Annotated in this window: 29 protein-coding genes; 18 read left to right on the top strand and 11 right to left on the bottom strand. The window is 69.0% G+C overall.

Annotated features, from left to right (window positions below):
* Positions 1-30 precede the first annotated feature (30 nt).
* The 5 genes from rpmB to J3476_RS04705 all read left to right on the top strand — a co-directional run bounded on the left by rpmB (position 31) and on the right by J3476_RS04705 (position 1906).
* A complete protein-coding gene (gene rpmB / locus J3476_RS04725; protein ID WP_163672071.1) occupies positions 31-267 on the top strand; it encodes a 50S ribosomal protein L28 in 237 nt (78 codons plus the stop codon).
* The gene (rpmG, locus tag J3476_RS04720) at positions 267-431 is read left to right on the top strand and encodes a 50S ribosomal protein L33 (protein ID WP_152519031.1); all 165 of its coding nucleotides are present in this window, start codon (positions 267-269) and stop codon (positions 429-431) included. Before rpmB ends, rpmG begins: the two co-directional genes overlap by 1 nt.
* Positions 431-736, top strand: coding sequence for a 30S ribosomal protein S14 (rpsN, locus tag J3476_RS04715; protein ID WP_207065376.1), 306 nt, complete (start codon positions 431-433; stop codon positions 734-736). Before rpmG ends, rpsN begins: the two co-directional genes overlap by 1 nt.
* Positions 733-984, top strand: a complete 252-nt coding sequence (rpsR, locus tag J3476_RS04710) for a 30S ribosomal protein S18 (protein WP_207065375.1) — start codon at positions 733-735, stop codon at positions 982-984. Before rpsN ends, rpsR begins: the two co-directional genes overlap by 4 nt.
* 106 nt (positions 985-1090) lie before the next feature.
* Positions 1091-1906 carry a MerR family transcriptional regulator gene (locus tag J3476_RS04705; RefSeq protein ID WP_207065374.1) on the top strand — a complete coding sequence of 272 codons (816 nt, stop codon included), beginning with the start codon at positions 1091-1093 and terminating at the stop codon, positions 1904-1906.
* Here the strand turns inward: J3476_RS04705 and J3476_RS04700 are convergent.
* The 7 genes from J3476_RS04700 to J3476_RS04670 all read right to left on the bottom strand — a co-directional run bounded on the left by J3476_RS04700 (position 1897) and on the right by J3476_RS04670 (position 8703).
* The gene (locus tag J3476_RS04700) at positions 1897-2742 is read right to left on the bottom strand and encodes an SDR family NAD(P)-dependent oxidoreductase (protein ID WP_207065373.1); all 846 of its coding nucleotides are present in this window, start codon (positions 2740-2742) and stop codon (positions 1897-1899) included. The genes J3476_RS04705 and J3476_RS04700 overlap by 10 nt on opposite strands.
* Complete coding sequence (locus J3476_RS04695) at positions 2739-3104, bottom strand: nuclear transport factor 2 family protein (RefSeq protein ID WP_207065372.1); 366 nt, start codon at positions 3102-3104, stop codon at positions 2739-2741. The genes J3476_RS04700 and J3476_RS04695 overlap by 4 nt, the downstream gene beginning before the upstream one ends.
* 120 nt (positions 3105-3224) lie before the next feature.
* Positions 3225-4670 carry a catalase gene (locus tag J3476_RS04690; protein ID WP_207065371.1) on the bottom strand — a complete coding sequence of 482 codons (1446 nt, stop codon included), beginning with the start codon at positions 4668-4670 and terminating at the stop codon, positions 3225-3227.
* A 104-nt stretch (positions 4671-4774) separates the two neighbouring features.
* Positions 4775-5212 carry a hypothetical protein gene (locus J3476_RS04685; RefSeq protein ID WP_207065370.1) on the bottom strand — a complete coding sequence of 146 codons (438 nt, stop codon included), beginning with the start codon at positions 5210-5212 and terminating at the stop codon, positions 4775-4777.
* 56 nt (positions 5213-5268) lie between these two features.
* On the bottom strand, positions 5269-6345 hold the full coding sequence (locus J3476_RS04680; protein ID WP_163679616.1) for a DUF4185 domain-containing protein: 1077 nt from the start codon (positions 6343-6345) through the stop codon (positions 5269-5271).
* 55 nt (positions 6346-6400) lie between these two features.
* Complete coding sequence (locus tag J3476_RS04675) at positions 6401-7435, bottom strand: aspartate-semialdehyde dehydrogenase (RefSeq protein WP_163672080.1); 1035 nt, start codon at positions 7433-7435, stop codon at positions 6401-6403.
* Between the two features lie 2 nt (positions 7436-7437).
* Complete coding sequence (locus tag J3476_RS04670; protein WP_152519040.1) at positions 7438-8703, bottom strand: aspartate kinase; 1266 nt, start codon at positions 8701-8703, stop codon at positions 7438-7440.
* 97 nt (positions 8704-8800) lie between these two features.
* Between J3476_RS04670 and J3476_RS04665 the strand changes: the two genes are divergently transcribed.
* From J3476_RS04665 to J3476_RS04620, 10 genes are all read left to right on the top strand, one after another.
* Positions 8801-9388, top strand: coding sequence for a nitroreductase family protein (locus J3476_RS04665; protein ID WP_207065369.1), 588 nt, complete (start codon positions 8801-8803; stop codon positions 9386-9388).
* Positions 9389-9514: 126 nt separating this feature from the next.
* Positions 9515-10840: a type III glutamate--ammonia ligase gene (glnT, locus tag J3476_RS04660; RefSeq protein ID WP_207065368.1), complete on the top strand. Its 1326-nt coding sequence runs from the start codon at positions 9515-9517 to the stop codon at positions 10838-10840.
* Between the two features lie 29 nt (positions 10841-10869).
* Positions 10870-11778 carry a glutamine amidotransferase gene (locus tag J3476_RS04655; RefSeq protein WP_207065367.1) on the top strand — a complete coding sequence of 303 codons (909 nt, stop codon included), beginning with the start codon at positions 10870-10872 and terminating at the stop codon, positions 11776-11778.
* Positions 11766-12461, top strand: a complete 696-nt coding sequence (locus J3476_RS04650; RefSeq protein ID WP_207065366.1) for a protein glxC — start codon at positions 11766-11768, stop codon at positions 12459-12461. The genes J3476_RS04655 and J3476_RS04650 overlap by 13 nt, the downstream gene beginning before the upstream one ends.
* Positions 12461-13828: an FMN-binding glutamate synthase family protein gene (locus tag J3476_RS04645; protein ID WP_207065365.1), complete on the top strand. Its 1368-nt coding sequence runs from the start codon at positions 12461-12463 to the stop codon at positions 13826-13828. Before J3476_RS04650 ends, J3476_RS04645 begins: the two co-directional genes overlap by 1 nt.
* Positions 13825-15021: an FAD-binding oxidoreductase gene (locus J3476_RS04640; RefSeq protein WP_207065364.1), complete on the top strand. Its 1197-nt coding sequence runs from the start codon at positions 13825-13827 to the stop codon at positions 15019-15021. The genes J3476_RS04645 and J3476_RS04640 overlap by 4 nt, the downstream gene beginning before the upstream one ends.
* Positions 15022-15079: 58 nt before the next feature.
* The gene (locus J3476_RS04635; RefSeq protein WP_152519932.1) at positions 15080-15736 is read left to right on the top strand and encodes an XRE family transcriptional regulator; all 657 of its coding nucleotides are present in this window, start codon (positions 15080-15082) and stop codon (positions 15734-15736) included.
* 235 nt (positions 15737-15971) lie between these two features.
* Positions 15972-17789 carry a 2-isopropylmalate synthase gene (gene leuA / locus J3476_RS04630; protein ID WP_207065363.1) on the top strand — a complete coding sequence of 606 codons (1818 nt, stop codon included), beginning with the start codon at positions 15972-15974 and terminating at the stop codon, positions 17787-17789.
* 14 nt (positions 17790-17803) lie between these two features.
* Positions 17804-18280 (top strand): hypothetical protein, encoded by a 477-nt coding sequence (locus J3476_RS04625; protein WP_207065362.1) that lies wholly within the window; start codon positions 17804-17806, stop codon positions 18278-18280.
* A 111-nt stretch (positions 18281-18391) separates the two neighbouring features.
* A complete protein-coding gene (locus J3476_RS04620) occupies positions 18392-18775 on the top strand; it encodes a PLDc_N domain-containing protein (RefSeq protein WP_207065361.1) in 384 nt (127 codons plus the stop codon).
* Positions 18776-18784: 9 nt separating this feature from the next.
* On the opposite strand, the gene J3476_RS04615 is transcribed toward J3476_RS04620, so the two are convergent.
* Complete coding sequence (locus tag J3476_RS04615; RefSeq protein WP_207065360.1) at positions 18785-19786, bottom strand: DEDDh family exonuclease; 1002 nt, start codon at positions 19784-19786, stop codon at positions 18785-18787.
* A gap of 77 nt (positions 19787-19863) precedes the next feature.
* Between J3476_RS04615 and J3476_RS04610 the strand changes: the two genes are divergently transcribed.
* The gene (locus tag J3476_RS04610; RefSeq protein ID WP_207065359.1) at positions 19864-21084 is read left to right on the top strand and encodes a Mur ligase family protein; all 1221 of its coding nucleotides are present in this window, start codon (positions 19864-19866) and stop codon (positions 21082-21084) included.
* Positions 21081-21797: a type 1 glutamine amidotransferase gene (locus tag J3476_RS04605; RefSeq protein WP_207065358.1), complete on the top strand. Its 717-nt coding sequence runs from the start codon at positions 21081-21083 to the stop codon at positions 21795-21797. Before J3476_RS04610 ends, J3476_RS04605 begins: the two co-directional genes overlap by 4 nt.
* Before the next feature lie 7 nt (positions 21798-21804).
* Here J3476_RS04605 and J3476_RS04600 read toward each other — a convergent pair whose 3' ends face one another.
* The 3 genes from J3476_RS04600 to J3476_RS04590 all read right to left on the bottom strand — a co-directional run bounded on the left by J3476_RS04600 (position 21805) and on the right by J3476_RS04590 (position 23812).
* On the bottom strand, positions 21805-22692 hold the full coding sequence (locus tag J3476_RS04600) for a hypothetical protein (protein WP_207065357.1): 888 nt from the start codon (positions 22690-22692) through the stop codon (positions 21805-21807).
* Positions 22693-22850: 158 nt separating this feature from the next.
* On the bottom strand, positions 22851-23462 hold the full coding sequence (gene recR, locus J3476_RS04595; RefSeq protein ID WP_207065356.1) for a recombination mediator RecR: 612 nt from the start codon (positions 23460-23462) through the stop codon (positions 22851-22853).
* 11 nt (positions 23463-23473) lie between these two features.
* Complete coding sequence (locus J3476_RS04590; protein WP_163672092.1) at positions 23474-23812, bottom strand: YbaB/EbfC family nucleoid-associated protein; 339 nt, start codon at positions 23810-23812, stop codon at positions 23474-23476.
* A 164-nt stretch (positions 23813-23976) separates the two neighbouring features.
* On the opposite strand from J3476_RS04590, the gene J3476_RS04585 reads away from it, so the two are divergent.
* Entirely contained in the window at positions 23977-24708 is a 732-nt protein-coding gene (locus J3476_RS04585; RefSeq protein ID WP_163679625.1) for an Rv3717 family N-acetylmuramoyl-L-alanine amidase, read from the top strand.
* The last annotated feature ends 7 nt before the right edge of the window (positions 24709-24715 follow it).

Raw genomic sequence — 24715 nt, 5'->3', positions numbered from 1 at the left:
CGAAAATCATTGTCATTAAGGAGGTGCCCCGTGTCCGCTCACTGCCAGGTGACCGGTCGCTCGCCGAGCTTCGGAAACACGGTGTCGCACTCCCACCGCCGCACCCGCCGGCGCTGGGACCCCAACATCCAGCGCAAGACCTACTACCTGCCCTCCGAGGGGCGCCGGGTCACGCTGCGCGTCAGCGCCAAGGGCATCAAGGTCATCGACCGGGACGGCATCGAGGCCGTGGTTGCCCGGTTGCGCCGGGAAGGCCAGAAGATCTGATGGCGCGCAACGAGATCCGCCCGCTGGTCAAGCTCAAGTCCACCGCGGGCACCGGCTACACCTACATCACCCGCAAGAACCGGCGCAACGATCCAGACCGCATCGTGCTGCGCAAGTACGACCCGGTGATCCGCAAGCACGTCGACTTCCGCGAGGAGCGCTGATGGCCAAGAAATCGAAGATCGCCGCCAACGACAAGCGGCGTGCGACCGTGGCCCGGTATGCCGAACGGCGGGCCGAACTCAAGGAGATCATCCGCCTGCCGTCCAGCTCGCCCGAAGCCCGCGCAGCCGCCCAGAGCGAGTTGAACCGTCAGCCCCGCGACGCCAGTCCGGTGCGGGTACGCAACCGCGATTCCGTCGACGGCCGCCCGCGCGGTCATCTGCGCAAGTTCGGGCTGTCCCGGGTGCGGGTGCGCGAACTGGCGCACGAAGGCCAGCTCCCCGGCGTGCGGAAGTCCAGCTGGTGAGGGGCAAGAAGCGCGACGCGCCGCCCGCCAAGAAGCGCCGCAATCTGCTCGACAGCCTGGACATCGAGCGCGTCGACTACAAGGACACCTCCACGCTGCGCCAGTTCATCTCCGAACGCGGCAAGATCCGCTCGCGCGCCGTCACGGGCGTGACGGTGCAGCAGCAGCGTCAGGTGGCCCTGGCGATCAAGACCGCGCGCGAGATGGCGCTGTTGCCCTACCCGGGCCAGAGCAACGGTCAGCGCTGAGCCTGACGGATCGGATCTTCGGCATTCTTCTGAAAAGTGCTTCTATGATCGCGATCTGAGCTGACTGTGCCGTCTCCCCGGGGAGAGCGTCAAAGGAGGACCACACGTGCGCTCCACCCTGACCATCGGAGAGTTCGCCACCCTGACGCGCCTGAGCGTGCGGACGCTACGCCGGTACCATGCCGCCGGCCTTCTCGAACCCGACACGGTGGATCCCTCGACCGGGTACCGGTACTACGCGCCCGAGCAGATCCCCACCGCCCAGGTCATCCACCAGTTGCGCCAGCTCGACGTCCCGCTTGCCGAGATCGGGACCATCCTCGCCACCGGTGACGCGCAGCAGCGTGCTGCGGTGGTCGAAGGACATCTGAGACGCCTCGAAGACGAGATGGACAGAACCCGGATGGCCGTCGTCTCGCTGCGGCGACTGCTGCATCCCGAACCGGTGGGACTGCCGATCGACGTACGGACGCTGCCGCAGCGCACCGTTGCCGGCATCACCGGTCATGTACGGCTCGCCGACTCGTTGGCGTGGTACGACGCGGCCATGGCGGAGCTGGATGGCGTCTTCGCCCCCGAGGAGCGCACCGGCCCGCCGGGTGGCCAGTTTTCCAACGAGCTGTTCGTCCAGGGCGCCGGGGCTCTGACGGTCTTCCGCCCGGTCCGAAATCCGCGTGCATCCGGACGCATCGAGGTCGTCGAGTTACCGGAGGTCGAGCTCGCCGTCACGGTTCACCCGGGGCCCCATGACGACATCGACGTCACCTACGGAAAGCTGGGATCCTGGGTGGTCGATCACGCGTTGACCGTCGCCGGCCCCATTCACGAGACCTACGTGGTGGGGCCGCGCGACACGCCCGAGCCCGCATCGTGGCGCACCGAGATCGGCTGGCCGGTGTTCCGGCTGTCTCGTCATGACTGATCAACGAAATCTGCTCCGCGGGCGAGATTTTCGTTGGCGCGAAGGTCCAGCAGGGTCTGCTCGAGCGTCGCGATCACGTCGTCGAAGCCGGCGCTGCCCAGCACGAGCCGGTGCGGTGGTGGCTGCTGCGCCATCGCCGCGATCACCGCACGCGCGCCACGCCGAGGGTCCCCGGGTTGGTGCCCGTCCTGCTCGACCATGACGGCGCGGACGCTCTCGAGCAGTGGGCGGTAGTCACTGACCGCCTCGGTGACCGGCTCTTCGGCGAACCCGGCGTACGCCTGGGTGCGAAACGCTCCGGGTTCGACGGCCAGCACGTTGATGCCCAGCGGAGCGACCTCCTCACGGAGCACCTCGGTGACCGCCTCGACCGCGGCTTTCGTTGCGCTGTAGTAGCCGAAGCCGGCCACCCCCGTCAGCCCCGCCACCGAGGACATGTTGACGATCCATCCGTTGCCGCGGCGGCGCATTTCCGGCAGTACGGCCCGGGTGACGGCGAGCACCGCGAAGAAGTTCAGCTCGAACATCGCCCGTACCTGCGCGTCGGCCATGCCTTCGATCGAGCCGTACCAGCCCCGGCCGGCATTGTTGACGAGCACATCGATACCGCCGAAGCGCTGGTGCGCCGCGTCGACGGCCGCGTGGATCTGTGCGGCGTCGGTGACGTCGAGCTCGACGACGTGGACGCGGCCGCCGTAGCCCTGCGCCCACTCCCGCAGCTCGGCGGGCCGTCGGGCGGTGAGCACCACCCGGTCGCCGGCCTCGAGCGCCGCCTCGGCGAAGGCCATCCCGAATCCACCCGGGGTGCCGCCGGTGATGAACCATCGTCGTGTCATGGCTCGATCACCAGCCGGCTGATTCGACCGCCCTCGAGGGTGAATCGGTAATGCAGGTCGGCGACGCCCCCGGGAAAGTCACCTTCGAGATGCTGCACGACGTCGAACGACGCCGCGGCGAGGGTGCTCGCACCGGTGAATTCTGTGGTGTAGGAGTAGGAGTCGCCCGAGCTGTTCAGCCACGCCTCGATCTCGGCGCCGCCGTGATGGTCACGGCCCTCATCGGTGACCACGGCGTCGGTGGTGAACGCCGCCAGGGCCCCGCCGGTGTCGCGGCGGGCGTGGGCGACGAGGTACGTGGTGATCGGTCCTGGCAGCTGATCCCAGCCGATGACGGTCGCTTCGGTGCTGTCTGATGTCATGCCCCCAGGCTGGGGTCTCCCGCAGGGAGAGAGTCAAGCACGACTTCGGGGCGCCAATGGCACGGGCGGCCACCGCGTGGGTGACCGCCCGTGTCACTCGATTCCGAACGCTGATCCAACCTAGCCCCCGTTGCGGACGCCTTCCTCGACCTTCTTGCCGAGTTCGGGGTCGACGTTCTTCCAGTACTCGAAGACCCGGGACAGCACCGGCTCCTTCACGCCTTCCGAGACGTGTCCGATGATGTTGTGCGCCAACCGCTCCCGGGCCGCATCATCGAGGACGTCGCGAACCATGGTGCCGGCCTGGCCGAAGTCGTCGTCGTCCTGGCGCAGCGCGTAGGCGGTCCGCACCATCTCACCGTCGGCCGCCCAGTGCACCTCGGCCGCCCGCTTGGGGTCGACCTCGGGCCCGCCCATCGAATTCGGCGTGTACACCGGATCGGTGGCGTTGCGGATCCGCATCGCGCCGTCCTTGCTGTAGGCACGCACCTCGGTGTGGGGTTCGTTGACCGGGATCTGCTTGTAGTTGACCCCGAGCCGCGCGCGGTGCGCGTCGGCGTAGGAGAACCCCCGCGCCAGCAGCATCTTGTCCGGGCTGAGCCCGGTGCCGGGCACGATGTTGTTCGGTTCGAACGCGGCCTGCTCGATCTGTGCGTGGTAGTCCACGACATTGCGGTTCAACGTCATCTTGCCGACCTCGTGCAGCGGATAGTCGCTGTGCGGCCACACCTTGGTCAGGTCGAAGGGATTGAACCGATACGTCTTGGCGTCCTCGAACGGCATGATCTGCACGTGCAGCGTCCAGGACGGGAAGTTGCCGTCCTCGATCGAGTTGTACAGATCGCGCTGGTGGTAGTCGGCGTCCTCGCCGGCCAGCCGGTCGGCGTCCTCCTGGGTGAGGAAGTCGATACCCTGGTCGGTCTTGAAGTGGTACTTGACCCAGAACAGCTCGTCCTTGTCGTTGATCCAGCTGTAGGTGTGGCTGGAGTAGCCGTTCATGTGCCGCCAGGTCTTCGGGATACCGCGGTCACCCATCAGCCAGGTGACCTGGTGCGCGGACTCCGGCGACAGCGTCCAGAAGTCCCACTGCATGTTGTGGTCACGCAGATTGTTCGCAGCCATCCGCTTCTGGCTGCGGATGAAGTTCTGGAACTTCATCGGGTCACGCACGAAGAACACCGGGGTGTTGTTGCCGACCATGTCGAAGTTGCCGTCGTCGGTGTAGAACTTCAGCGAGAATCCGCGCGGGTCACGCCAGGTGTCTGGGCTGCCGCGCTCTCCGGCCACGGTCGAGAACCGGGCCACCATCTCCGTCTTGGCGCCGGGCTGCAGGAACCGCGCCTTGGTGTAGGCGCTGACGTCCTGGGTGACCTCGAACTGGCCGAAGGCACCACCACCCTTTGCGTGGGGTTGGCGTTCCGGAATGCGCTCCCGGTTGAAGTTGGCCATCTGCTCGATCAGGTAGTGGTCCTGCAGCAGGATGGGCCCATCGGATCCGACGGTCAGTGAGTGCTCGACGCTGGGCGCGGGCGCGCCGCTGTCGGTCGTCGTGTACTTCTCGGCCATGCTCCCTCTTCTCCTCGAGACGTCGCGGCTACGGGGCTGTGCCACCGTCACGTCCTGTGGGGCGGGTACCCCCGCGGCGGGGTGCCTTTAACCCGGTGGCGATACTAATTTCCCGGCCGGCCCGGCGACGGTGAATCGCCCTGCCCGCCCGGTCCCGGAATCTCGATCACGGGGCCACCGGGGGCGAACGGTCCGGGGAAGCCGGGGCCGCGCTGGACGTCGCCGCGCGGGCCCATCGGGAACATCGGAGCGGCGGGCCGCAGCATCATGTGGTGGCCGCCGTCGCCGCGGGGTCCCTCGCCGACCTCCTTGCCGACGAAGAAGCCGGTGCCGAAGATGACCGCGACGATGATCACCGAGCCGGCGACGATGCCCACCCAGGCCGCGACCTTGTTGAGCCGGTTGTTGTCCGGTGCGGGCGCGTACTGCGGCTGCGCAGAGTGATAAACGGGCGGCTGTGGTGCCGCCGGCGGCGATGGCGGTGTCAGGACGGGGCCGGTCGCGGGCTCGGACGATTCTGGCGGCGGAGTCGATTCGCTCATGCCGTCGATCCTGCGCTCCGTTTCACAGCTGCGGATAGGTGGCGGCTGTGAATCAGCTATGAGGGCTTGAGCGGGTTCACCGCGTACTGGATCACCCGGTAGGGGGTGCCGCCGCGCGGCATGGTGTTCCACTGGCTGACGAACACCCGCACCGCATCCAGCGTCGAGGTCGGGGCGATGTACCCGCCGTAGGGCTGGGCGAGGCGGTTGTCCTGCGGTGGCGGCAGCACCTCGGCCGGGTCGGGCCAGGGCGCGGCGACGACGACCGTGGTCACCGGCGCCGTGCCCAGCCCGGTCGGGTCGTCGGCCACCCGGATCTCCATGTTGCCCGTGGTGGCGTTGAAGTAGGACAGCACGGTGCGGCCGTCGAGTTGGCGCACGCTCATCTCCCCCACCATGTCGTCCCACAGCGGCGCGGGCTCACCACCCCACTGCGCGCCGCTCCAGGCCTGCCATGTGTCGCGATCGGTGAACGAATCGGGGCCGGCGCGGTAGAGCTCGACGGGCCCGCTGCGGTCGAAGTTGTTGGCCACCAGATACACCCAGCCCCGTTCGGACTCGGCGGTGGGGATCGGATCGTAGTAGCCGCTGATCTGAGTCTGTCGGCCCTGCGCGTAGCCGGCGTCGCGTTCCGAACCCGGCACCGTCGGCCAGTCACCCCGGCCCGGGAGCGCCTTGACCAACCGGGAGCTCACCGGCCGCAGTGCCTCGGTGGTGGTCACCATGAGGTAGTTCTCGCGGTTGATCTCGATGACACCGGCGGGCAGCTGGGAGGTGCCCGCCGGGGTGGGGTCGGCCAGCAACGGGGTGGCGACCCCGGTGACACCGTCGTAGCGCACCCCGCCCCCGTCGTCGAGCGAGTCCCCCACCACGTGCAGCGCGACCGGTGAATACCAGCCGCCGTACCCGACGCCCTGTCCGGCGAAGCTGTCCCCGCAGACCTGCAGGATCCCGCTCGGGAACTCCAGGAACTCGCACAGGTCGGTCGCACCGATGCCGTAGTCGGCGGTCAGCGTTCCGGTCCCGGCGGCGGGGCCGATCCGCAGCACCTGACCGGGCAGCAGCGGCGGTAGCTCGACCGGTGTCGCTCCCGCCGTGGGCGCCGCGTGCCACATCAGCAGGGCCGAGAGCATCATCAGCAGGGCCGAGAGCATCCCGGCGGCGATGCGGTGGCGGCGCACGGCTGGATCAGAGCTTGGCGACCAGCAACTCGGCGATCTGAATGGTGTTCAGTGCAGCGCCTTTTCGCAGGTTGTCACCGGAGACGAACAATGCCAGGCCGCGACCGTCGGGCACACCCGGATCCTGGCGGATCCGGCCGACCAGCGACTCGTCCACCCCGGCCGCGGCCAGCGGCGTCGGCACGTCCACCATCGTCACCCCGGGCGCGGCGGAGAGGATCTCCGTGGCTCGCGCCACCGACAACGGTTGCGAGAATTCGACGTTCATCGACAGCGAGTGCCCGGTGTAGACCGGAACCCGCACGCAGGTGCCGGACACCGCCAGTTCCGGGATACCCAGGATCTTGCGGCTCTCGTTACGGAGTTTCTGGTCCTCGTCGGTCTCCCCGGAGCCGTCGTCGACGAGCGACCCGGCCAGCGGCAGGACGTTGAACGCGATCGGCGCGACGTACTTGTCGGGCGCCGGGAAGTCCACCGCGCGACCGTCGTGGACCAGCTCACGGCTGTCCGCGCCGACGGCGCTGACCTGACCGTACAGTTCTTCGACGCCGGCCAGACCGCTGCCCGAGACCGCCTGGTAGGTCGAGGCGATCATGCGGACCAGCCCTGCCTCGTCGTGCAGCGGCTTGAGCACCGGCATCGCGGCCATCGTCGTGCAGTTGGGGTTGGCGATGATGCCCTTGGGACGGTTTCCGGCATCGCGTTCGAAGTTGACCTCCGAGACGACCAGCGGCACGTCGGGATCCTTGCGCCACGCCGAGGAGTTGTCGACGACGACGGCTCCGGCGGCGGCGAACCGCGGTGCCTGCACGCGCGACATCGTCGCACCGGCGGAGAACAGCGCGACGTCCAGACCGGACGGATCAGCAGTCTCGGAATCCTCGACCACGATTTGCTCACCGCGGTACTCCAGTTTCTTGCCCGCCGAGCGCGCCGAGGCGAAGAAGCGCACCTCGTCGGCCGGGAAGTCGCGCTCCGCGAGCAGCGTGCGCATGACCTGGCCGACCTGGCCGGTCGCGCCGACCACACCGATGCTGACCATAGCTACCGCCCCGTTCCCGCGTAGACGACGGCTTCTTCGTCGCCGCCGAGGCCGAACGCCTCGTGCAGCGCCGCCACCGCGCGGTCCAGCTCGGCGTCCTTGATCAGCACCGAGATCCGGATCTCGGAGGTGGAGATCAACTCGATGTTGATGCCGGCGTTGGCCAGCGCCTCGCAGAACGTGGCGGTGACGCCGGGGTGCGACCGCATGCCGGCGCCGATCAGCGACACCTTGCCGATGTGGTCGTCGTAGAGGACCTTGGTGAACCCGATCTCGTCCTGCAGCGCGGTCAGCTTGGCCACCGCGCCCGGGCCGCTTTCCCGCGAGCAGGTGAAGGTCACGTCGGTCTTGCCATCCTCGACCTTGGAGATGTTCTGTAGCACCATGTCGATGTTGACGTCGGCGTCGGCGACGGCGCGGAACACCCTGGCGGCGTAGCCCGGGATGTCCGGCAACCCGACGACGGTCACCTTGGCCTCGCTGCGGTCGTGGGCGACTCCGGTCAGGATTGCGTCTTCCATGGGGATGTCCTCGATCGATCCTTTGACGATGGTGCCCGGCCGGTCGGTGTACGACGAGCGGACATGGATGGGCAGGTCGAAGCGGCGGGCGTACTCCACGCAGCGCAGCATCAGCACCTTGGCGCCGGCGGCGGCCATCTCCAGCATTTCCTCGAAGGAAACGGTGTCGAGCCGCCGGGCGTCGGACACGATGCGCGGGTCGGCGGTGAACACGCCGTCGACATCGGTGTAGATCTCGCACACGTCGGCCTTGAGCGCCGCGGCAACGGCGACGGCCGTGGTGTCGGAACCGCCACGACCCAGGGTGGTGACGTCCCGGGTGTCCTGGCTGACGCCCTGGAACCCGGCGACCAACACGATCTGACCGTCGTCGAGCGCGTCGCGCAGCCGGCTCGGGGTGACGTCGATGATCTTGGCGTTGCCGTGCGTCCCGGTGGTGATGACGCCGGCCTGCGAACCGGTGAACGACCGGGCCTGCGCGCCGAGGGACTCGATCGCCATCGCCACCAGTGCGTTCGAGATGCGCTCACCGGCGGTCAGCAGCATGTCGAGTTCGCGGGCCGGCGGCGCCGGCGACACCTGCTTGGCCAGGTCGAGAAGTTCGTCGGTGGTGTCGCCCATCGCCGAGACGACCACGACAACGTCGTTGCCGGCCTTCTTCGTCTCGACGATGCGCTCGGCCACACGGCGGATGCGATCGGCGTCAGCCACCGAGGATCCGCCGTACTTCTGTACGACGAGCGCCACAAGAAAACCTTTCCAGTTCGGGGGGAGATCACATAAAGGATAGAGGCACCCCCCACCTGCATTTCCACCGCCGGTCGGGGCCGGTAGCCTCCGTGCGGTGCCTGACGCGCCCTCCGATCGCACGGCCGACACCTCGGTTCCGGTGCAGCCGGCCATCGCCGCGCGCTGGAGTCCCCGCGCCTTCGATCCCACCGCCGAGCTGGGAAAAGAGGACCTCGTCGGGGTGCTGGAGGCGGCGCGCTGGGCACCGACCTGGGGCCGGCGGCAACCGGTGCGGTTCCTGGTCGGCCGACGGGCAGACGAGGTGTTCACCACACTTGCCGGGCTGCTGCGGCGCGGCAACAGCTACGCCACGGCCGCCAGCGCGCTGATCCTGGTGTGCGCCGACGACGGCGAGGACGACCGCACCGAGCGCTACGCCGCCGTCGATGCCGGCGCTGCGCTGGCCAATCTGTCGGTGGAAGCGGTCTCGCGGGGATTGATCGTGCACCCGATGGCCGGGTTCGACACCGAGGGCGCCTGCGCGGCCTTCGGACTGTCCGGGCAGCTGCGTCCACTGGTGGTGATCGCGGTGGGCCGCCTCGGTGACTACGCCGACGTGGCCCCGGAGATCGCCGAGCGTGACGGCCAGCCCCGCCGGCGCCTGCCCCTGGAGGACGTCGTCCTGAACTGGGCGCAGCTCTGACAAGCACCACCCGCCCGCCGGCCTGATCCGGAAAACCACCGGCTCGACCTGCGGGCATCGCTCACACTGCGATATGTTTCCTTGGGTGATACTTTGATTCACAACAAGAGACAAAGGGTGGTCGACATGCCGGAAGACCTGGCCACACTGGCCGAGTTGTGCACACAGTCTGAAACGAAATTCATCCTCGCGCTGTTCGTGGACCTGCGCGGGAAGCCCTGCGCCAAGCTGGTCCCGGTGGAGGCGGTCGACATGCTGGCCACCGAGGGCGTCGGGTTCGCGGGATACGCCGTGGGCGCGATGGGCCAGGAACCCAAGGACCCCGACCTGATGGCGATGCCCGACCCGGCATCGTTCACCCCGATCCCGTTCATCAAGGACGGCCTGGCGATCGTGCACTGCGACCCGTACGTCAACGGTGCGCCCTGGCCCTACGCCCCGCGGGTGATCCTCAAGTCGCTGATCGAGCAGTGCGCCGACGCCGGTTTCGAGCCGTGGGTGGGCGCCGAGGTCGAGTACTTTCTGCTGCGACGCGGCCAGGACGGCAGTGTGTCGGTCGCCGACGCGGCCGACACCGCCGCCCAGCCCTGCTACGACGCCCGCGGGGTGACCCGGATGTATGAGCACCTCACCGCGGTGTCGGCCGCGATGAACACCCTCGGCTGGTCGAACTACGCCAACGACCACGAGGACGGCAACGGCCAGTTCGAGCAGAACTTCAAGTTCGCCGAGGCGCTCACCACCGCCGACCGGGTCGTCACGCTGCGCTACCTGCTGTCGATGATCGCCGCCGAGCGCGGCATGATCGCCACCTTCATGCCCAAGCCGTTCGCCGACAAGACCGGCAGCGGGCTGCACCTGCACCTGTCGCTGACCAGCGGAGGCAACCCCGTCTTCCCGGCCGACCCCGCCGCCGAGGACCACCGCGGACTCGGGCTGTCGGAAACCGCCTACGGCTTCATCGGCGGCGTCCTCGACCACGCCTGCGCGTTGCAGGCCGTCGTCGCCCCCACCGTGAACTCCTACAAGCGCACCGGCGCCACCTCCACCTCGTCCGGCGCCTCCTGGGCACCGCGACTGCCCACCTACGGCGGCAACGACCGCACCCACTACATCCGGGTGCCGGACTGCGAACGCATCGAGCTGCGCGGCGGCGACGGATCGGCCAACCCCTATCTGGCGATCGCGGCGGCGCTGGGCGCCGGCATCGACGGCATCAAACGCAGCACCGATCCCGGCCCGGTGGGCGGCGGGAACGGCACCAAGGCACTGCCCCCGACCCTGCTGCACGCGGTGGAGGAATTCGAGGCCGACCCGGTGGTGAGCGGTGTGCTCGACGCCGCGGGAGACGGCGTCGCCGGTTACTTCGCCGGGGTCAAACGCGACGAATTCTTCGCCTACCACAGCGCGGTCAGCCCGTGGGAGATCGACAACTACCTGACCGCGTTCTGAGCGGCCCGAAACCAGAAGGGAATCAACACATGTGCGGGATCGTCGGGTTGCACCTGCGCAACCCCGAGCTCAACCCCCGACTCGGTGAACTGCTTACCGGCATGCTCTGCGAGATGGGTGAGCGCGGCAGCGACTCGGCCGGCGTCGCCGTCTACGGCGACCCGACCTGGTCGCCGCCCGGCCAGGGCTGCGTCTCGATCGCCGAACTCGCCCCCGGAACCACCGCCGACATCGCCGCGGTCACCGCTGCGGTCGCGGCCGAACTGGGTTCCGACGTCGACGGAGTCGCCGTCGACGACAGCTTCCTGCTGTCGGCTGCCGTGGAGTCCGAAAAGCTGCTGGCCGCTGTGCGGTCGGCGTACCCGCAGGCGCTGATCGCCGGATTCGGCGCGGACATGGCGGTGCTCAAGGGGGTCGGTCATCCCCGCGCACTGACCGATGCCTGGGGCCTGGCGAAGGCCCAGGGCTGGCAAGGTGTCGGGCACACCCGGATGGCCACCGAATCGGCGGTGACCCCGGCCGGTTGCCACCCCTACGCCGTCGGTTCCGGCCAATGCCTGGTGCACAACGGGTCGTTCGCCAACCACGCCACCGTCCGTCGCGAACTGCGCTCGGCCGGAATCGCTTTCGACAGCGAGAACGACACCGAGGTCGGTGCCAGGTTCATCGCCAAACAGCTCGCCGACGGACTCGACGTCCAGACCGCACTGAAGGCGCTGTGCGCGACGTTCGACGGTTTCTACACGCTGCTGGTGTCCAACCGCGATTCCTTCGCCGTGGTGCGCGACGCCATCGCCTGCAAGCCCGCGGTGATCGCCGAGACCGACGACTGGGTGGCGATGGGCAGCGAATACCGGGCACTGGCCGGGCTGCCCGGCGTCGAGAAGGCCCGTATCTGGGAACCCGAACCGGAGGTGGTGTACGCGTGGAGCAGATAGTGCCCGCAACACAGTTCGATCTGCGCAACACGCCGCTTCGCGACGTCAACGCCGCTCTGCACGCCCCCGAGCTGACCGGCGAGTTCGTCGTCAGGCATCCGGCCGGTGCGCACAACGTCGCCGTCGGCCTCGACGCACCCGTGACCGTCACCGTCGACGGGCACGTCGGCTACTACGCGGCGGGCATGAACCAGCGCGCCGACGTGGTGATCCACGGCAACGCCGGGACCGGGGTCGCCGAGAACATGATGAGCGGCACCGTATGGGTCAAGGGCGACGCCTCGCAGTCCGCCGGCGCCACCGCGCACGGCGGCCTGCTGGTCATCGAGGGCAATGCCGCGGCCCGCTGCGGCATCTCGATGAAAGGGGTCGACATCGTGGTCGGGGGCAGCGTCGGGCACATGAGCGCGTTCATGGCCCAGGCCGGGCGCCTCGTGGTCCGCGGCGACGCCGGAGAGGCGCTGGGCGACTCGATCTACGAGGCACGCCTGTACGTGCGCGGTGACGTCGCATCCCTCGGCGCGGACTGCATCGCCAAACCGATGGACCCCGAACATCATCGAGAACTCGCCGAGCTTCTCAAGGCCGCCGGATTCGACGACGACGACACCGCCGCCTACACCCGCTACGGGTCCGCGCGCACCCTGTATCACTTCCACGCCGACAACACGAGTGCCTACTGATGACGCCACAGAACCCGGATTCCCGCGCCCGACTGGGGTTGCGCGAATCGGCCACTTTCGACCGCACCACCATCGCGGCCATCCAGCGCGCCGCCGACACGGGCATCTACGACATCCGCGGCTGGGGCGCCAAAAGGGCGCTGCCCCATTTCGACGACCTGCTCTTCCTCGGCGCGTCGATGTCGCGCTACCCGCTGGAGGGCTACCGCGAACGTTGCGCCACCGACGTGGTGCTCGGCGATCGGTTCGCCAAACATCCACTGCACCTGGACATCCCGGTCACGATCGCCGGCATGAGCTTCGGCGCGCTGTCCGGACCGGCCAAGGAGGCGCTCGGACGCGGCGCCAGCGAGGTCGGCACATCCACCACGACCGGCGACGGCGGGATGACTCCCGAGGAACGCGGGCAGTCCAAGACGCTGGTCTACCAGTATCTGCCGTCCCGCTACGGGATGAACCCCGACGACCTGCGTAAGGCCGACGCCATCGAGATCGTGCTGGGCCAGGGCGCCAAACCCGGCGGCGGCGGAATGCTGTTGGGCCAGAAGATCTCCGAGCGCGTCGCGGCGATGCGGACCCTGCCGCAGGGCATCGACCAGCGCTCGGCGTGCCGGCACCCGGACTGGACCGGCCCCGACGACCTCACCATCAAGATCAACGAGCTGCGTGAGATCACCGACTGGGAGAAGCCCATCTACGTCAAGGTCGGCGCGTCGCGCGTCTACTACGACGTCAAGCTCGCCGTGCACGCCGGCGCCGACGTCGTCGTCGTCGACGGTATGCAGGGCGGCACCGCGGCCACCCAGGAGGTGTTCATCGAGCACGTCGGTATCCCGACGCTGGCCGCCATCCCCCAGGCCGTGCAGGCGCTGCAGGAACTCGGCGTGCACCGCCCCGCGGCCGGTGGCGCCGCAGACCGGAAAGGGGTGCAGCTCATCGTCTCCGGCGGCATCCGCAACGGGGCCGACGTCGCCAAGGCGCTGGCGCTGGGCGCCGACGCGGTGGCCATCGGCACCGCGGCGCTGATCGCGCTCGGCGACAACCACCCGCGTTACGCCGCCGACTACGAGAAGATCGGCAGCGCAGCCGGCTTCTACGACGACTACCAGGACGGCAACGATCCCGCGGGCATCAGCACGCAGGATCCCGAGCTGGCGGCCCGGCTGGACCCGGTCGCCGGCGGTCACCGGCTGGCGAACTATCTGCGGGTGCTGACGATGGAGGCGCAGACCATCGCGCGGGCCTGCGGTAAGGCCCACGTCTGCCACCTCGAACCCGACGACCTGGTCGCGGTCAACGTGGAGGCCGCCGCGATGGCCCGGGTTCCGCTGGCGGGGACCGACTGGATCCCGGGGGCGCAGCGGTGACCGAGACCGCGGACGTCGTCGTCATCGGCGGCGGTCTGGAAGGCTGCGCGGCGGCGTGGGCGCTGAGCCGGCGCGGCGTCACCGAGGTGGTGGTCGCCGAACGCGGCACCGTCGGCTCCGGGATGACGGGCAAGTCCAGCGGAATCGTGCGCTGCCACTACGGCGTCAGCTCGCTGGCCGCCATGGCCGCCGCGGGCTTGGAGGTGTTCGAGAACGCCCAGGATCTCTTCGGCACCGACATCGGGTTCCGGCAGACCGGCTACGTCGTCGGCGTCGCCGACGCCAACGTGGACGCGTTGCGCAAGAGCCTGGCCGCACAACGGTCCGTGGGAGTCGACACCGAGGAGATCGACCACGCCGAGGTGGCCCGCCTGTGGCCCTACGCCGATCTGACCCCGTTCGCGGCGTTCGGGTGGGAGTCCCGCGGCGGGTACGGCGACGCCTACCAGACCGCGCAGGCGTTCTCCGCCTCGGCGCGCAGCGCCGGAGCGCGGGTGCGCCAGGGCAGCCCGGCCGCCGGGTTGCTGGTCGACGGCGAGCGCGTCACCGGTGTGCGCCTGGCCGACGGCAGCGAGATCTCGGCCGGCACCGTGGTCGTCGCGACCGGGGTGTGGACCCGGCCGTTCCTGGCGCCCTACGGCATCGACATGCCGATCCGCGTGGTCCGCGAACAGATCGTGCTGATCGATCCCGGTATCGACAGCGCCGCTGTGAGCCGGCTTCCGGTGTTCTCCGATCTGGTGTCGCTGCAGTACGTGCGCCCCGAGGTGGGCGGGGAGATCCTGTTCGGCAACAGCGACCTCGCGCACACCGAGGACGCCGACCCCGACAGCTACCTCAACCGCGCCACCGAGGCGTTCGTCGACGTGACCGTGGACAAGGTCGGCACCCGCTTCCCCGGCTTCCCCGACGCGGCGATCTCGAGCAGCTACGCCGGCTGTTACGACGTCACACCGGACTGGAACCCGGTGATCTCCCCCGGCCCGTTGGACGGGCTGGTGATCGCTGCCGGCTTCAGCGGACACGGCTTCAAGATCGCGCCGGCGGTCGGCCGGCTGGTCGCCGACCTCGTGATCGACGGTCGCAGCAGCGACCCGCGCATCCCGGAATCGGACTTCCGCTTCTCCCGCTTCGCCGACGGCGAGCTGCTCACCACCCCCTACCCCTACGTCGGAGCGGGTGAGATGCGCTAGACATCTAGCTGTGGACTCCTCCGACGGCAACGACCCGCTTCGCGCAGAATCCGATTCGTTGCTTCGCGCAGAATCCGATTCGTTGCTTCGCAACAGGTCGGGCACGGCCCGGGACCGCGACCCCGCCGCCCCCGTCGACGAACTCGAGATCGAGGCGGCGATCGGACACAACGTCCGTCAGCTCCGTCTGCAGCAGGGGTTGACCGTCGCCGAGACCGCCGCGCGCGTCGGGATCTCCAAGGCGATGATGAGCAAGATCGAGAACGCCCAGACCTCGTGCAGCCTGTCCACCCTCGCGCTGCTCGCCAAGGGGTTCGATGTGCCGGTGACCAGCCTGTTCCGCGGCGCCGACGTGGAGCGGCCGGCCGCGTTCACCAAGTCCGGCACCGGCGCGCGCATCGTGCGGGAAGGCACCCGCGAGGGCCACGAGTACCAGCTGCTGGGCTCGCTGCGCGGGGAACACAAACGCCTCGAGTGCCTGCACGTCACGCTGTCGGAGAAGAGCCAGACCTACCCGTTGTTCCAGCACCCGGGCACCGAGTTCATCTACATGCTCGAAGGTGTCATGGACTACAGCCACAGCCGCACGGTCTACCGGCTGCATGCCGGCGACTCGTTGCAGCTCGACGGCGAGGGCGCGCACGGCCCCGTCGACCTGGTCGAGGTGCCGATCAGGTTTTTGTCGGTGATCGCGTTCCCCGACTCCCAGGTCTGACGGTTGCCGTTCAGACTGCAGCCAGCGCGGGAAAGTGCGAGTAGCGGGCACGCTGACCGCAGTCTCAACGGGGGTGAGACGCATTTGGGCATCTCGCAGCCCGGGAGTACAGTGAGTCGCGTGCAGCGGGTGCTCCTTCTCGGACGCCGCGACGGGGTCTGATCAGACCGGCTTCCCGTCGCGGGTGTTTCGCGATGCGCCGGTCGAAGTCCCCCAGACCTGAGAGCGCAACATCATGACCGAGAATTTCACCAGCACCGACGCGTTCGCGTCCGTCCGCACCATCAGCACCCCCGCCGGCGCACCCCATCCCGGCCAGCCCGCCTGGAACACCCAGCGCGGCTCGCAGATGCCCGTCGGCCGCTACCGCAGCTTCGACGAAGAAGTGGAGCCCATCCGGCTGCCCGACCGCACGTGGCCCGACAAGGTCATCGACACCGCGCCCATGTGGTGCGCGGTGGACCTGCGTGACGGCAACCAGGCGCTGATCGACCCGATGAGCCCGGCCCGCAAGCGCCGCATGTTCGACCTGCTGGTGCGCATGGGTTACAAGGAGGTCGAGGTCGGTTTCCCGTCGGCCAGCCAGACCGACTACGACTTCGTCCGCGAGATCATCACCGACGGCGCCATCCCCGACGACGTCACCATCCAGGTACTGACCCAGTGCCGCCCCGAACTGATCGAGCGCACCTTCCAGGCCTGCGCCGGCGCACCCCGGGCGATCGTGCACTTCTACAACTCGACGTCGATCCTGCAGCGCCGGGTGGTGTTTCGCGCCGACCGCGACGCGGTGAAGAAGATCGCCACCGACGGCGCCCGGCTGTGCGTCGAGGAAGCCAGGAAGTATCCCGAGACCGCCTGGCGCTTCGAGTACTCCCCGGAGTCCTACACCGGCACCGAACTGGAGTACGCGGTCGAGGTCTGCAACGCGGTGGCCGACATCGTGGCGCCGACGCCGGAGGTCCCGCTGATCGTCAATCTGCCTGCCACGGTGGAGATGGCCACGCCGAATGTCTACGCCGACTCGATCGAGTGGATGAACCGGCATCTGAGCCCGCGGGATTCGATCATCCTGAGCCTGCACCCGCACAACGACCGCGGCACCGCCGTCGCGGCGGCCGAACTGGGTTACGCCGCGGGCGCCGACCGCATCGAGGGCTGCCTGTTCGGCAACGGTGAGCGCACCGGCAACGTCTGCCTGGTCACACTGGGTCTCAACCTGTTCAGCCGCGGGGTGGACCCGCAGATCGACTTCTCCAACATCGACGAGATCCGCCGCACCGTCGAGTACTGCAACCAGCTGGGCGTGCACGAGCGTCACCCGTACGGCGGCGACCTGGTGTACACCGCGTTCTCCGGCAGCCACCAGGATGCGATCAACAAGGGCCTGGACGCGATGAAAGTGTCTGCCGACGAACAGGATTCGGACGTCGACGACATCCTGTGGCAGGTCCCGTACCTGCCGATCGACCCGAAGGATGTCGGGCGCACCTACGAGGCCGTCATCCGGGTCAACTCGCAGTCCGGCAAGGGCGGTGTCGCCTACATCATGAAGGCCGACCACGGGTTGGCGCTGCCCCGGCGGCTGCAGATCGAGTTCAGCCAGGCGATCCAGCAGATCACCGACGGGGAGGGCGGCGAGGTGTCGCCCAAGGTGATGTGGGATGCCTTCTACGAGGAGTACCTGGCGCCCATCACCCCGCTGGAGCGGATGCGCCAGAAGGTCGACGCCGCCGAGGTCGACGGTGGCACCGACACCATCACCGCGGTGGTCAAGATCGACGGGGTCGAGCGCGAGATCATCGGCGCCGGCAACGGTCCGCTGGCCGCGTTCTGTGACGCGCTCGGTGCGGTCGGCTTCGACATCAACGTGCTGGACTATTCCGAGCATGCGATGTCCTCGGGCGAGGAGGCGCAGGCCGCCGCCTACGTCGAAGCCTCGATCGGTGGCCGGACCGTGTGGGGCGTGGGCATCGCGACGTCCATCACGACGGCGTCGCTGCGCGCGGTGGTGTCGGCGGTCAACCGCGCCGCGCGGCTCGCGCAGGGCTGAGTGACACGGCAGCGGTGAGCACAACCGTCGTGCCGTTGGCACGGTCGCACTGGCTGTTCCAGTTGGTCGGCTCCAGCGTCGCGATCACCGCCGCGCTTCTGCTCGGGGGTGCTGCCGTCGCCGGGGTCACCGGTCTGGTGTACCTGCCGCTGGTGCTGGTCGCGCTGGCGATGTTCGGCACCGTGTTCGTCGCCGCCGTGCAGGCGCTGGCCACCGACGGCCTGGTGCTGGGTGAGCAGGGGTTCACCCACGCCGGGCGCGCCTACCGCTGGGCGGACGTCGCCGAGTTCACGCCGGTCGGATTCCTGGCGAAGTCGCATGTGCGGATCGTGTTCCGGCCCGGCGCTGAGCCGGGGTTTCGCTGCCGACTGGCCGAGCAGCTCGGCAGGGTCGGTTTCTTCGACCCGGTGACACACGTTCCCATCAGGGGTTACCGCACCGGCGGCGAGTCGCTGGCCTCGGTGCTGCGCCAGCGTCTGAACAGCCGATGACCCTCATCACAACGCCGTCACAACCCGGCGACCCTGCTCCGTCCCTCCCCCGGCCCGTGTTTAACTGACGCCGGCGCAGACAGCACCGACCACGGTTAAGGAGTAGCCGTCATGTGGAATACGTTCTGGGACTTCCTCTGGACCACGCTGGTCATCTTCGCGTTCATCGCGTACCTGATGATCCTGTTCAACATCCTGGTCGACCTGTTCTGGCGCGACCACAAGACCTCCGGCTGGGTCAAGGCGATCTGGGTGATCTTCCTGATCGTGCTGCCCTACCTGACGGCGCTGGTCTACCTGATCGCCCGCGGCAAGGGCATGGCCGAGCGGGCCCGCGAGCAGGCGATGGCAGCCAAGCGGGAGACCGACGACTACATCAAGAATGCCGCGGGCAGATCTCCGGCTCAGGAGATCGCCGACGCCAAGAACCTGCTGGAGACCGGCACGATCTCGCAGGCCGAATTCGACACGCTGAAGGCCAAGGCGCTGAGCTGAGAGCGGCCCTCAGAAGAGCGTGAACTGGTCGTCGACGGTGGTGGTGTCGGTGAACGCCTCGATGTCGGCGCCGCCGACCACCGTGTCCAGCAGGTCGATGAAGTCGGCGGTGCAGACCAGCGGCACACCGAGGCCGGCGGCCTGGTAGCCCTTGCCCTGCTCGGGGCTCGTCTCGTCACAGACGATCAGGGAGGTGTGCTGGTCGACCGTCTCGGTGTAGGCCAGACCGGCGTGCAGGATCCGTTCGAGGAGCTCCTCGTAGGTGCGGCCCTGCACCCCGGCGAGGCCGACGCGCATGCCCTGCACCAGCGGCCGTTGCGGCACGAAACGGCCGGGATTGGCGTACGGGCACGGTCGCCGCGCCGCCACCACCTTCAGCGGATGCAGCTCGTCATGGGTCACCCGCCCGTTGGGCCAGGATCGGCGCGTGACCGGGTGCACCGGTAGCCACACCCTGCGCTCCCGGGCGCGGACCAGCACCGGTTTGAGGATCTGTGCGAGCACCATCGCATCGTCCAGTGCGTCATGGGGGCGCATCTGGCTGATCCCCCAGTGCCGCGCCAGCGTCTCCAGGCGCAGGTTGGCCAGGCCGAGATCGAGCCGTCGGGCCAACTCGACGGTGCACATCACGTCCTCGACAGGCAGCTCGACGTCCACCAGCTCGGCCTCGGCCGCCAGGAACGAGTAGTCGAACCCGACGTTGTGGGCGACCAGCGTGCGCCCCCGCAGCACCTCGACGAGATCGGCCGCCACGTCACCGAACGTCGGCTGACCGGCCAGCATCTCGGCGGTCAACCCGTGCACGTGTGTGGGACCGGGGTCGACGCCGGGGTTCAGCAGGCTGTACAGGCTCTTCTCGACGTTGCCGTCGTCGCTGAGAGCCAGTGCCGCGACACTGACGATGCGCGCCTGACCGGGCCGGAAACCGGACGTCTCGACGTCCACCACAGCCCAGCCGGTTCCGGGCTGGTCGGCGGGTCTTCCCCACTCGCATCCACCGGTTGAGCTCACGTTTCGAGCATGGCACGCACCCCTGACAAGGCCTGCTCCATCAGCCGCGTGTCGGCGCTTCTTCTAAACTCCCCGGAATGGTCACCCCACGCGGTCGCGTCGCGCTGTCGGCCGGTGCCGCCGCGCGGTGGGCGTCGCGGATCACCGGCCGGGGCGCCGGCGCGATGATCGGCGGGTTGGTCGCGATGACGCTGGACCGATCCATCCTGGGCCAGCTCGGCCAGGGCCGGCGCACCGTCGTCATCACCGGTACCAACGGCAAGTCCACGACCACGCGGATGACGGCCGCCGCGCTGGCCACGATGGGCGACGTCGCCACCAACGCCGAGGGCGCGAACATGGACGCCGGGCTGGTCGCCGCGCTCGCCGCGGCCCCGACGGCGTCGCTGGCCGCGCTCGAGGTCGACGAGATGCACGTCCCGCACGTGTCGGATGCGGTGTCCCCCGCAGTGCTGGTGCTGCTGAACCTGTCCCGCGACCAACTCGACCGGGTGGGCGAGATCAACCACATCGAACGCACGCTGCGCGCCGGCCTGGCCCGCCACCCGGGCGCAGTGGTCGTCGCCAACTGCGACGACGTGCTGATGACGTCGGCCGCCTACGACAGCCCGAACGTGGTGTGGGTGGCCGCCGGCGGCGGGTGGGCGGGTGATTCGGTGAGCTGTCCCCGCTCGGGGGAGATCATCGTCCGCGAGCAGGCGCACTGGTATTCCACCGGGTGCGACTTCAAGCGGCCTACCCCGCACTGGTGGTTCGACGACACCCACATCCACGGCCCCGACGGCCTGTCCTTGCCGATGACGCTGACGCTGCCGGGCGCGGTGAACCGCGGCAACGCCACCCAGGCGGTCGCCGCGGCGGTCGCCCTGGGCGCCGATCCCGCCGCCGCGGTGGCCGCCGCGTCCGCCGTCGACGAGGTCGCGGGCCGGTACCGGACGGTGCGTGTGGGCGCACACACGGCCCGGGTGCTGCTGGCCAAGAATCCCGCCGGTTGGCAGGAGGCGCTGTCGATGGTCGACCGCGACGCGGCGGGGGTGGTGATCGCGGTCAACGGCCAGGTCCCCGACGGGGAGGACCTGTCGTGGCTGTGGGACGTGCGGTTCGAGCATTTCGAGTCGACGGCCGTGGTGGCCGCCGGCGAGCGCGGCACCGATCTGGCGGTGCGCCTCGGTTACGCCGGCGTCGAGCACACCCTGGTGCACGACACGATGCGGGCGATCGAGTCGTGCCCGCCCGGGCACGTCGAGGTGTTGGCCAACTACACGGCGTTCCTCCAGTTGAACCGGCGGTTGCCATGACCGAGTCGGCGGTGCGGATCGGGCTGGTGCTGCCCGACGTGATGGGCACCTATGGGGACAGCGGCAACTCGGTGGTGCTGCGGGAACGTCTGCGGCTGCGCGGAATCGCCGCCGAAATCGTGGAGATCACCCTCGACGACCCGGTGCCTGCCGAGCTCGACCTCTACACCCTCGGCGGCGCCGAAGACTACGCCCAGCGGCTGGCCACCAAGCATCTGATCCGCTATCCCGGCCTGCAGCAAGCGGTTTCGCGCGGGGCCCCGGTGCTCGCGATCTGTGCGGCCATCCAGGTCCTGGGCCATTGGTACGAGACGTCGGCCGGGGAACGCGTCGACGGCGTCGGTGTCCTGGACGTCACCACGTCTCCGCAGCCCGAACGCACCATCGGCGAAGTGGCTGCGACACCGCTGATCGACGCGCTCAGCGAGCCGCTGACCGGGTTCGAGAACCACCGCGGCGGAACAGTTCTCGGGCCGCAGGCCCGACCGCTGGCTGCGGTGTCCAAAGGCGCGGGCAACCGCGCCGGTGACGGCATCGACGGTGCGGTGCAGGGCAGCGTGATCGCCACCTACCTGCACGGCTGCTGCCTGGCGCGCAATCCCGAACTGGCCGACCATCTGCTGGCCGAGGTGGTCGGCCCGCTGACTCCGCTGGAGCTACCGGAGGTGGCGCAGCTGCGTCGGGAACGCCTCGCCGCGCCCCGGCGGGTGTAGCCGCGGATCAGGCCGCTGTCAGCCGGACGAACCTCTGCAGGTCGGTGACGTCGAACCGGCAGCCCCGATTCAGCAACGCCTTCTCGACCCGGTCGAGCCACTCTTTCGGCCGCTGCTCGGCGATCACCCGGATGACGATCCAGCCCAGTTCGTCGAGCATGCGCAACCGCTCGATGTCCTTGACGTATTGCCTGCGGTCCTTGCGGTGATGGTCGCCGTCGTATTCGACAGCCACCCCGTAGTCGGGCCAAGCCAAATCCAGGAACGCGACCGGCCGTGATCCGACCACCACGGGGTGTTGGGTGTGCGGCCGGGGAAAGCCACAGTCCGTCAACCAGAGTCGAATCCGGCTCTCGCGCGGCGAGGCGGCTCCGCCGTCGACGAGCGGCAGCAGTTGCCGCAGCTGGGTCAACCCGCGGGCGCGCGGTCTGCGCTCGGCCAGCTTCAGCACCTCGGCGACGTCGAACCACTGATTCCACATCAGTGCGTCGAGGCGGGCCAAGGCCTCCGTTCGGTCGAGGTGCCGCCCGAGGTCATAGGCGGTGCGTATCCGCGTGGTGACCGGCAGACCGGCGCGGTGAGTGGTCTCGTGATCGGCGATCTGCTCGGCGCGGGGAACGAGACCGGGCTGGGGCAGGCACTTGACGCCGGAGATCTCGACCGGCTGTTCCGCGTCGACCCATGGCGCGCCATGCAAAGCCGAGGCGGCGACGCCGGCCACGACACCCCTGCGTCCCGTGGCCAGCCAGGCCCCGATGGTGCGGTCGCGCAGTGTCACCTCCGCACCCCTGCGGACATACACGCCGCGATACAAGGGCGCGTAGGACCGCTGCAGTTCGTGGCGCGTGACCACCCCGGCCTTGACGGCTTCGCCGCCGAGGATGACTTTCCCCATGGACAGAGGGTGGCAAGCCCCACCGACAAGCCCACGAGATCCGAGTTTTGCAGGCATCGCCCGAGTGGGGCTCTGCAAAAGTCGGATCTCGCCGCGGCGAGCCGCGAATCAAGCCACCGCGGCGAGCCGCGAATCAAGCCACCGCGGCGAGCCGCGAATCAGGCAAGCGCGCGGCGGCCGGCCAGCGCGCGTCCCAGCGTGAGCTCGTCGGCGAACTCCAGATCCCCGCCCATGGGCAGGCCCGACGCGATACGCGTGACGGCCAGTCCGGGAATGTCGCGCAACATCCGCACCAGGTAGGTCGCCGTGGCCTCCCCCTCGGTGTTCGGATCGGTCGCGATGATCACCTCGGCGACGTCGACACCGTCGACACGCTCACCGAGGCGGTTGAGCAGCTCGCGGATCCGCAGCTGATCGGGTCCGATGCCCGACAGCGGGTCCAGCGCCCCGCCCAGCACGTGGTAGCGCCCCCGGAACTCCCGGGTGCGTTCCACCGCCTGCACGTCCTTGGGCTCCTCGACGACGCACACCAGCGACGCGTCGCGGCGCGGATCGCTGCAGATTCGACACCGTTCCTCGTCGCTGACGTTGCCGCACACCTCGCAGAACGTCACCCCGTCGCGGATCTTGCCGAGCACCGCGGTGAGCCGGTCGATGTCAGGCGGTTCGACCGACAGCAGATGAAACGCGATCCGCTGGGCGCTCTTGGGCCCGATACCGGGCAGTTTGCCCAGCTCGTCGATCAGATCCTGGACGGGTCCTTCGAACATCTACGGGGACGTCACATGCCTGGCAGGCCGAGCCCGCCCATCCCGCCGGCCAACGGTCCGAGCCGGTCGTGCGCGAGGATCGTCACCTGCTTGGCGGCGTCGCCGATCGCCCCGACGATCAGGTCCTGCAGCGTGTCGACGTCGGAGGGGTCGACGACCTTGGGATCGATGGACACGGCCACCACCTCGCCGCTGCCGCGCATGGTGACCTGGACCAGACCGCCGCCGGCCTGGCCGTGGACCTCGGCGGTGGCGAGTGCCTCCTGGGCCTCCATCAGCTGCTGCTGCACCTGCTGCGCCTGCGCGAGGAGTGCGGACATATCGGGTTGGCCCTGGCCCTCAGGTTGCATGGTTCATCCTCTTGGTCCTGTTGCACAGTTGCACGTTTGATTGCATAACTGTCTCGACTTGGTTGCGCTCGCCCAGAAGCGACGCTTCGGCCTTTCAGCCTAGTCTCCATGCGGGCTACCGTGGCGCGGTGCACGTACCAGCAACTCTGCGTGTCGGTGCGCGGATGGCCTCGGCTTTGGCGGCCGCACTACTCGTCGCCGCGTCGACGCTGGCCAGCCCCGCGCAAGCCGCACCCACCAGCATCGCCGGCATGATCGTCTTCCTCGATCCGGGCCACCAGGGCACCAACGACGCGGCCACGCTCAGCAGACAGGTTCCCACCGGACGTGGCGGCACGAAGGACTGCCAGGCCAGCGGCAGCGCGACCGACGACGGCTATCCCGAGCACACCTTCAATTGGGACACCACGCTGCGGATCCGCCAGGCGCTGACCGCGCTGGGCGTGCGCACCGCGATGTCCCGCGGCGACGACAGCGGTCCGGGCCCGTGCGTCGACGAGCGGGCGGCGCTGGCCAACTCCATCCAGCCCAACGCCATCGTGTCGATCCACGCCGACGGCGGGCCGGCGACCGGCCGCGGGTTCCACGTGCTGTACTCGTCGCCGCCACTGAACCAGGCGCAGGCAGGGCCCGCGGTGCAGTTCGCGCGCACGATGCGCGACACCTTGGCCGGCTCGGGCATTCCCCCGGCGACCTACATCGGATCCTCGGGGCTGAACCCGCGTTCCGACATCGCCGGGCTCAACCTGGCCCAGTACCCGTCGATCCTCGTCGAACTCGGCAACATGAAGAACCCCGCCGACTCGGCGCTGATGAAGACACCCGAGGGGCGGCAGAAGTACGCCGAGGCGGTCGTGCGCGGCATCGCCGCGTTCCTGGCCGCCCAGCGGGGCTGAGCCGGGC

The sequence above is a fragment of the Mycobacterium sp. PO1 genome, assembly GCF_017312405.1.
In the GTDB taxonomy this organism is placed as follows: domain Bacteria; phylum Actinomycetota; class Actinomycetes; order Mycobacteriales; family Mycobacteriaceae; genus Mycobacterium.
This window is presented reverse-complemented; position numbering and strand designations above follow the sequence as displayed.

What these genes read in the sequence shown, in the direction of transcription:
- rpmG (WP_152519031.1), top strand. Translation starts at nt 267, where the DNA reads ATGGCGCGCAACGAGATCCGCCCGCTGGTCAAGCTCAAGTCCACCGCG.
- rpsN (WP_207065376.1), top strand. Translation starts at nt 431, where the DNA reads ATGGCCAAGAAATCGAAGATCGCCGCCAACGACAAGCGGCGTGCGACC.
- J3476_RS04700 (WP_207065373.1), bottom strand. Translation starts at nt 2,742, where the DNA reads ATGACACGACGATGGTTCATCACCGGCGGCACCCCGGGTGGATTCGGG.
- J3476_RS04695 (WP_207065372.1), bottom strand. Translation starts at nt 3,104, where the DNA reads ATGACATCAGACAGCACCGAAGCGACCGTCATCGGCTGGGATCAGCTG.
- J3476_RS04690 (WP_207065371.1), bottom strand. Translation starts at nt 4,670, where the DNA reads ATGGCCGAGAAGTACACGACGACCGACAGCGGCGCGCCCGCGCCCAGC.
- J3476_RS04685 (WP_207065370.1), bottom strand. Translation starts at nt 5,212, where the DNA reads ATGAGCGAATCGACTCCGCCGCCAGAATCGTCCGAGCCCGCGACCGGC.
- J3476_RS04680 (WP_163679616.1), bottom strand. Translation starts at nt 6,345, where the DNA reads ATGCTCTCGGCCCTGCTGATGTGGCACGCGGCGCCCACGGCGGGAGCG.
- J3476_RS04675 (WP_163672080.1), bottom strand. Translation starts at nt 7,435, where the DNA reads ATGGTCAGCATCGGTGTGGTCGGCGCGACCGGCCAGGTCGGCCAGGTC.
- glnT (WP_207065368.1), top strand. Translation starts at nt 9,515, where the DNA reads ATGCCGGAAGACCTGGCCACACTGGCCGAGTTGTGCACACAGTCTGAA.
- J3476_RS04655 (WP_207065367.1), top strand. Translation starts at nt 10,870, where the DNA reads ATGTGCGGGATCGTCGGGTTGCACCTGCGCAACCCCGAGCTCAACCCC.
- J3476_RS04645 (WP_207065365.1), top strand. Translation starts at nt 12,461, where the DNA reads ATGACGCCACAGAACCCGGATTCCCGCGCCCGACTGGGGTTGCGCGAA.
- leuA (WP_207065363.1), top strand. Translation starts at nt 15,972, where the DNA reads ATGACCGAGAATTTCACCAGCACCGACGCGTTCGCGTCCGTCCGCACC.
- J3476_RS04620 (WP_207065361.1), top strand. Translation starts at nt 18,392, where the DNA reads ATGTGGAATACGTTCTGGGACTTCCTCTGGACCACGCTGGTCATCTTC.
- J3476_RS04610 (WP_207065359.1), top strand. Translation starts at nt 19,864, where the DNA reads ATGGTCACCCCACGCGGTCGCGTCGCGCTGTCGGCCGGTGCCGCCGCG.
- J3476_RS04605 (WP_207065358.1), top strand. Translation starts at nt 21,081, where the DNA reads ATGACCGAGTCGGCGGTGCGGATCGGGCTGGTGCTGCCCGACGTGATG.
- J3476_RS04600 (WP_207065357.1), bottom strand. Translation starts at nt 22,692, where the DNA reads ATGGGGAAAGTCATCCTCGGCGGCGAAGCCGTCAAGGCCGGGGTGGTC.
- recR (WP_207065356.1), bottom strand. Translation starts at nt 23,462, where the DNA reads ATGTTCGAAGGACCCGTCCAGGATCTGATCGACGAGCTGGGCAAACTG.
- J3476_RS04590 (WP_163672092.1), bottom strand. Translation starts at nt 23,812, where the DNA reads ATGCAACCTGAGGGCCAGGGCCAACCCGATATGTCCGCACTCCTCGCG.
- J3476_RS04585 (WP_163679625.1), top strand. Translation starts at nt 23,977, where the DNA reads ATGGCCTCGGCTTTGGCGGCCGCACTACTCGTCGCCGCGTCGACGCTG.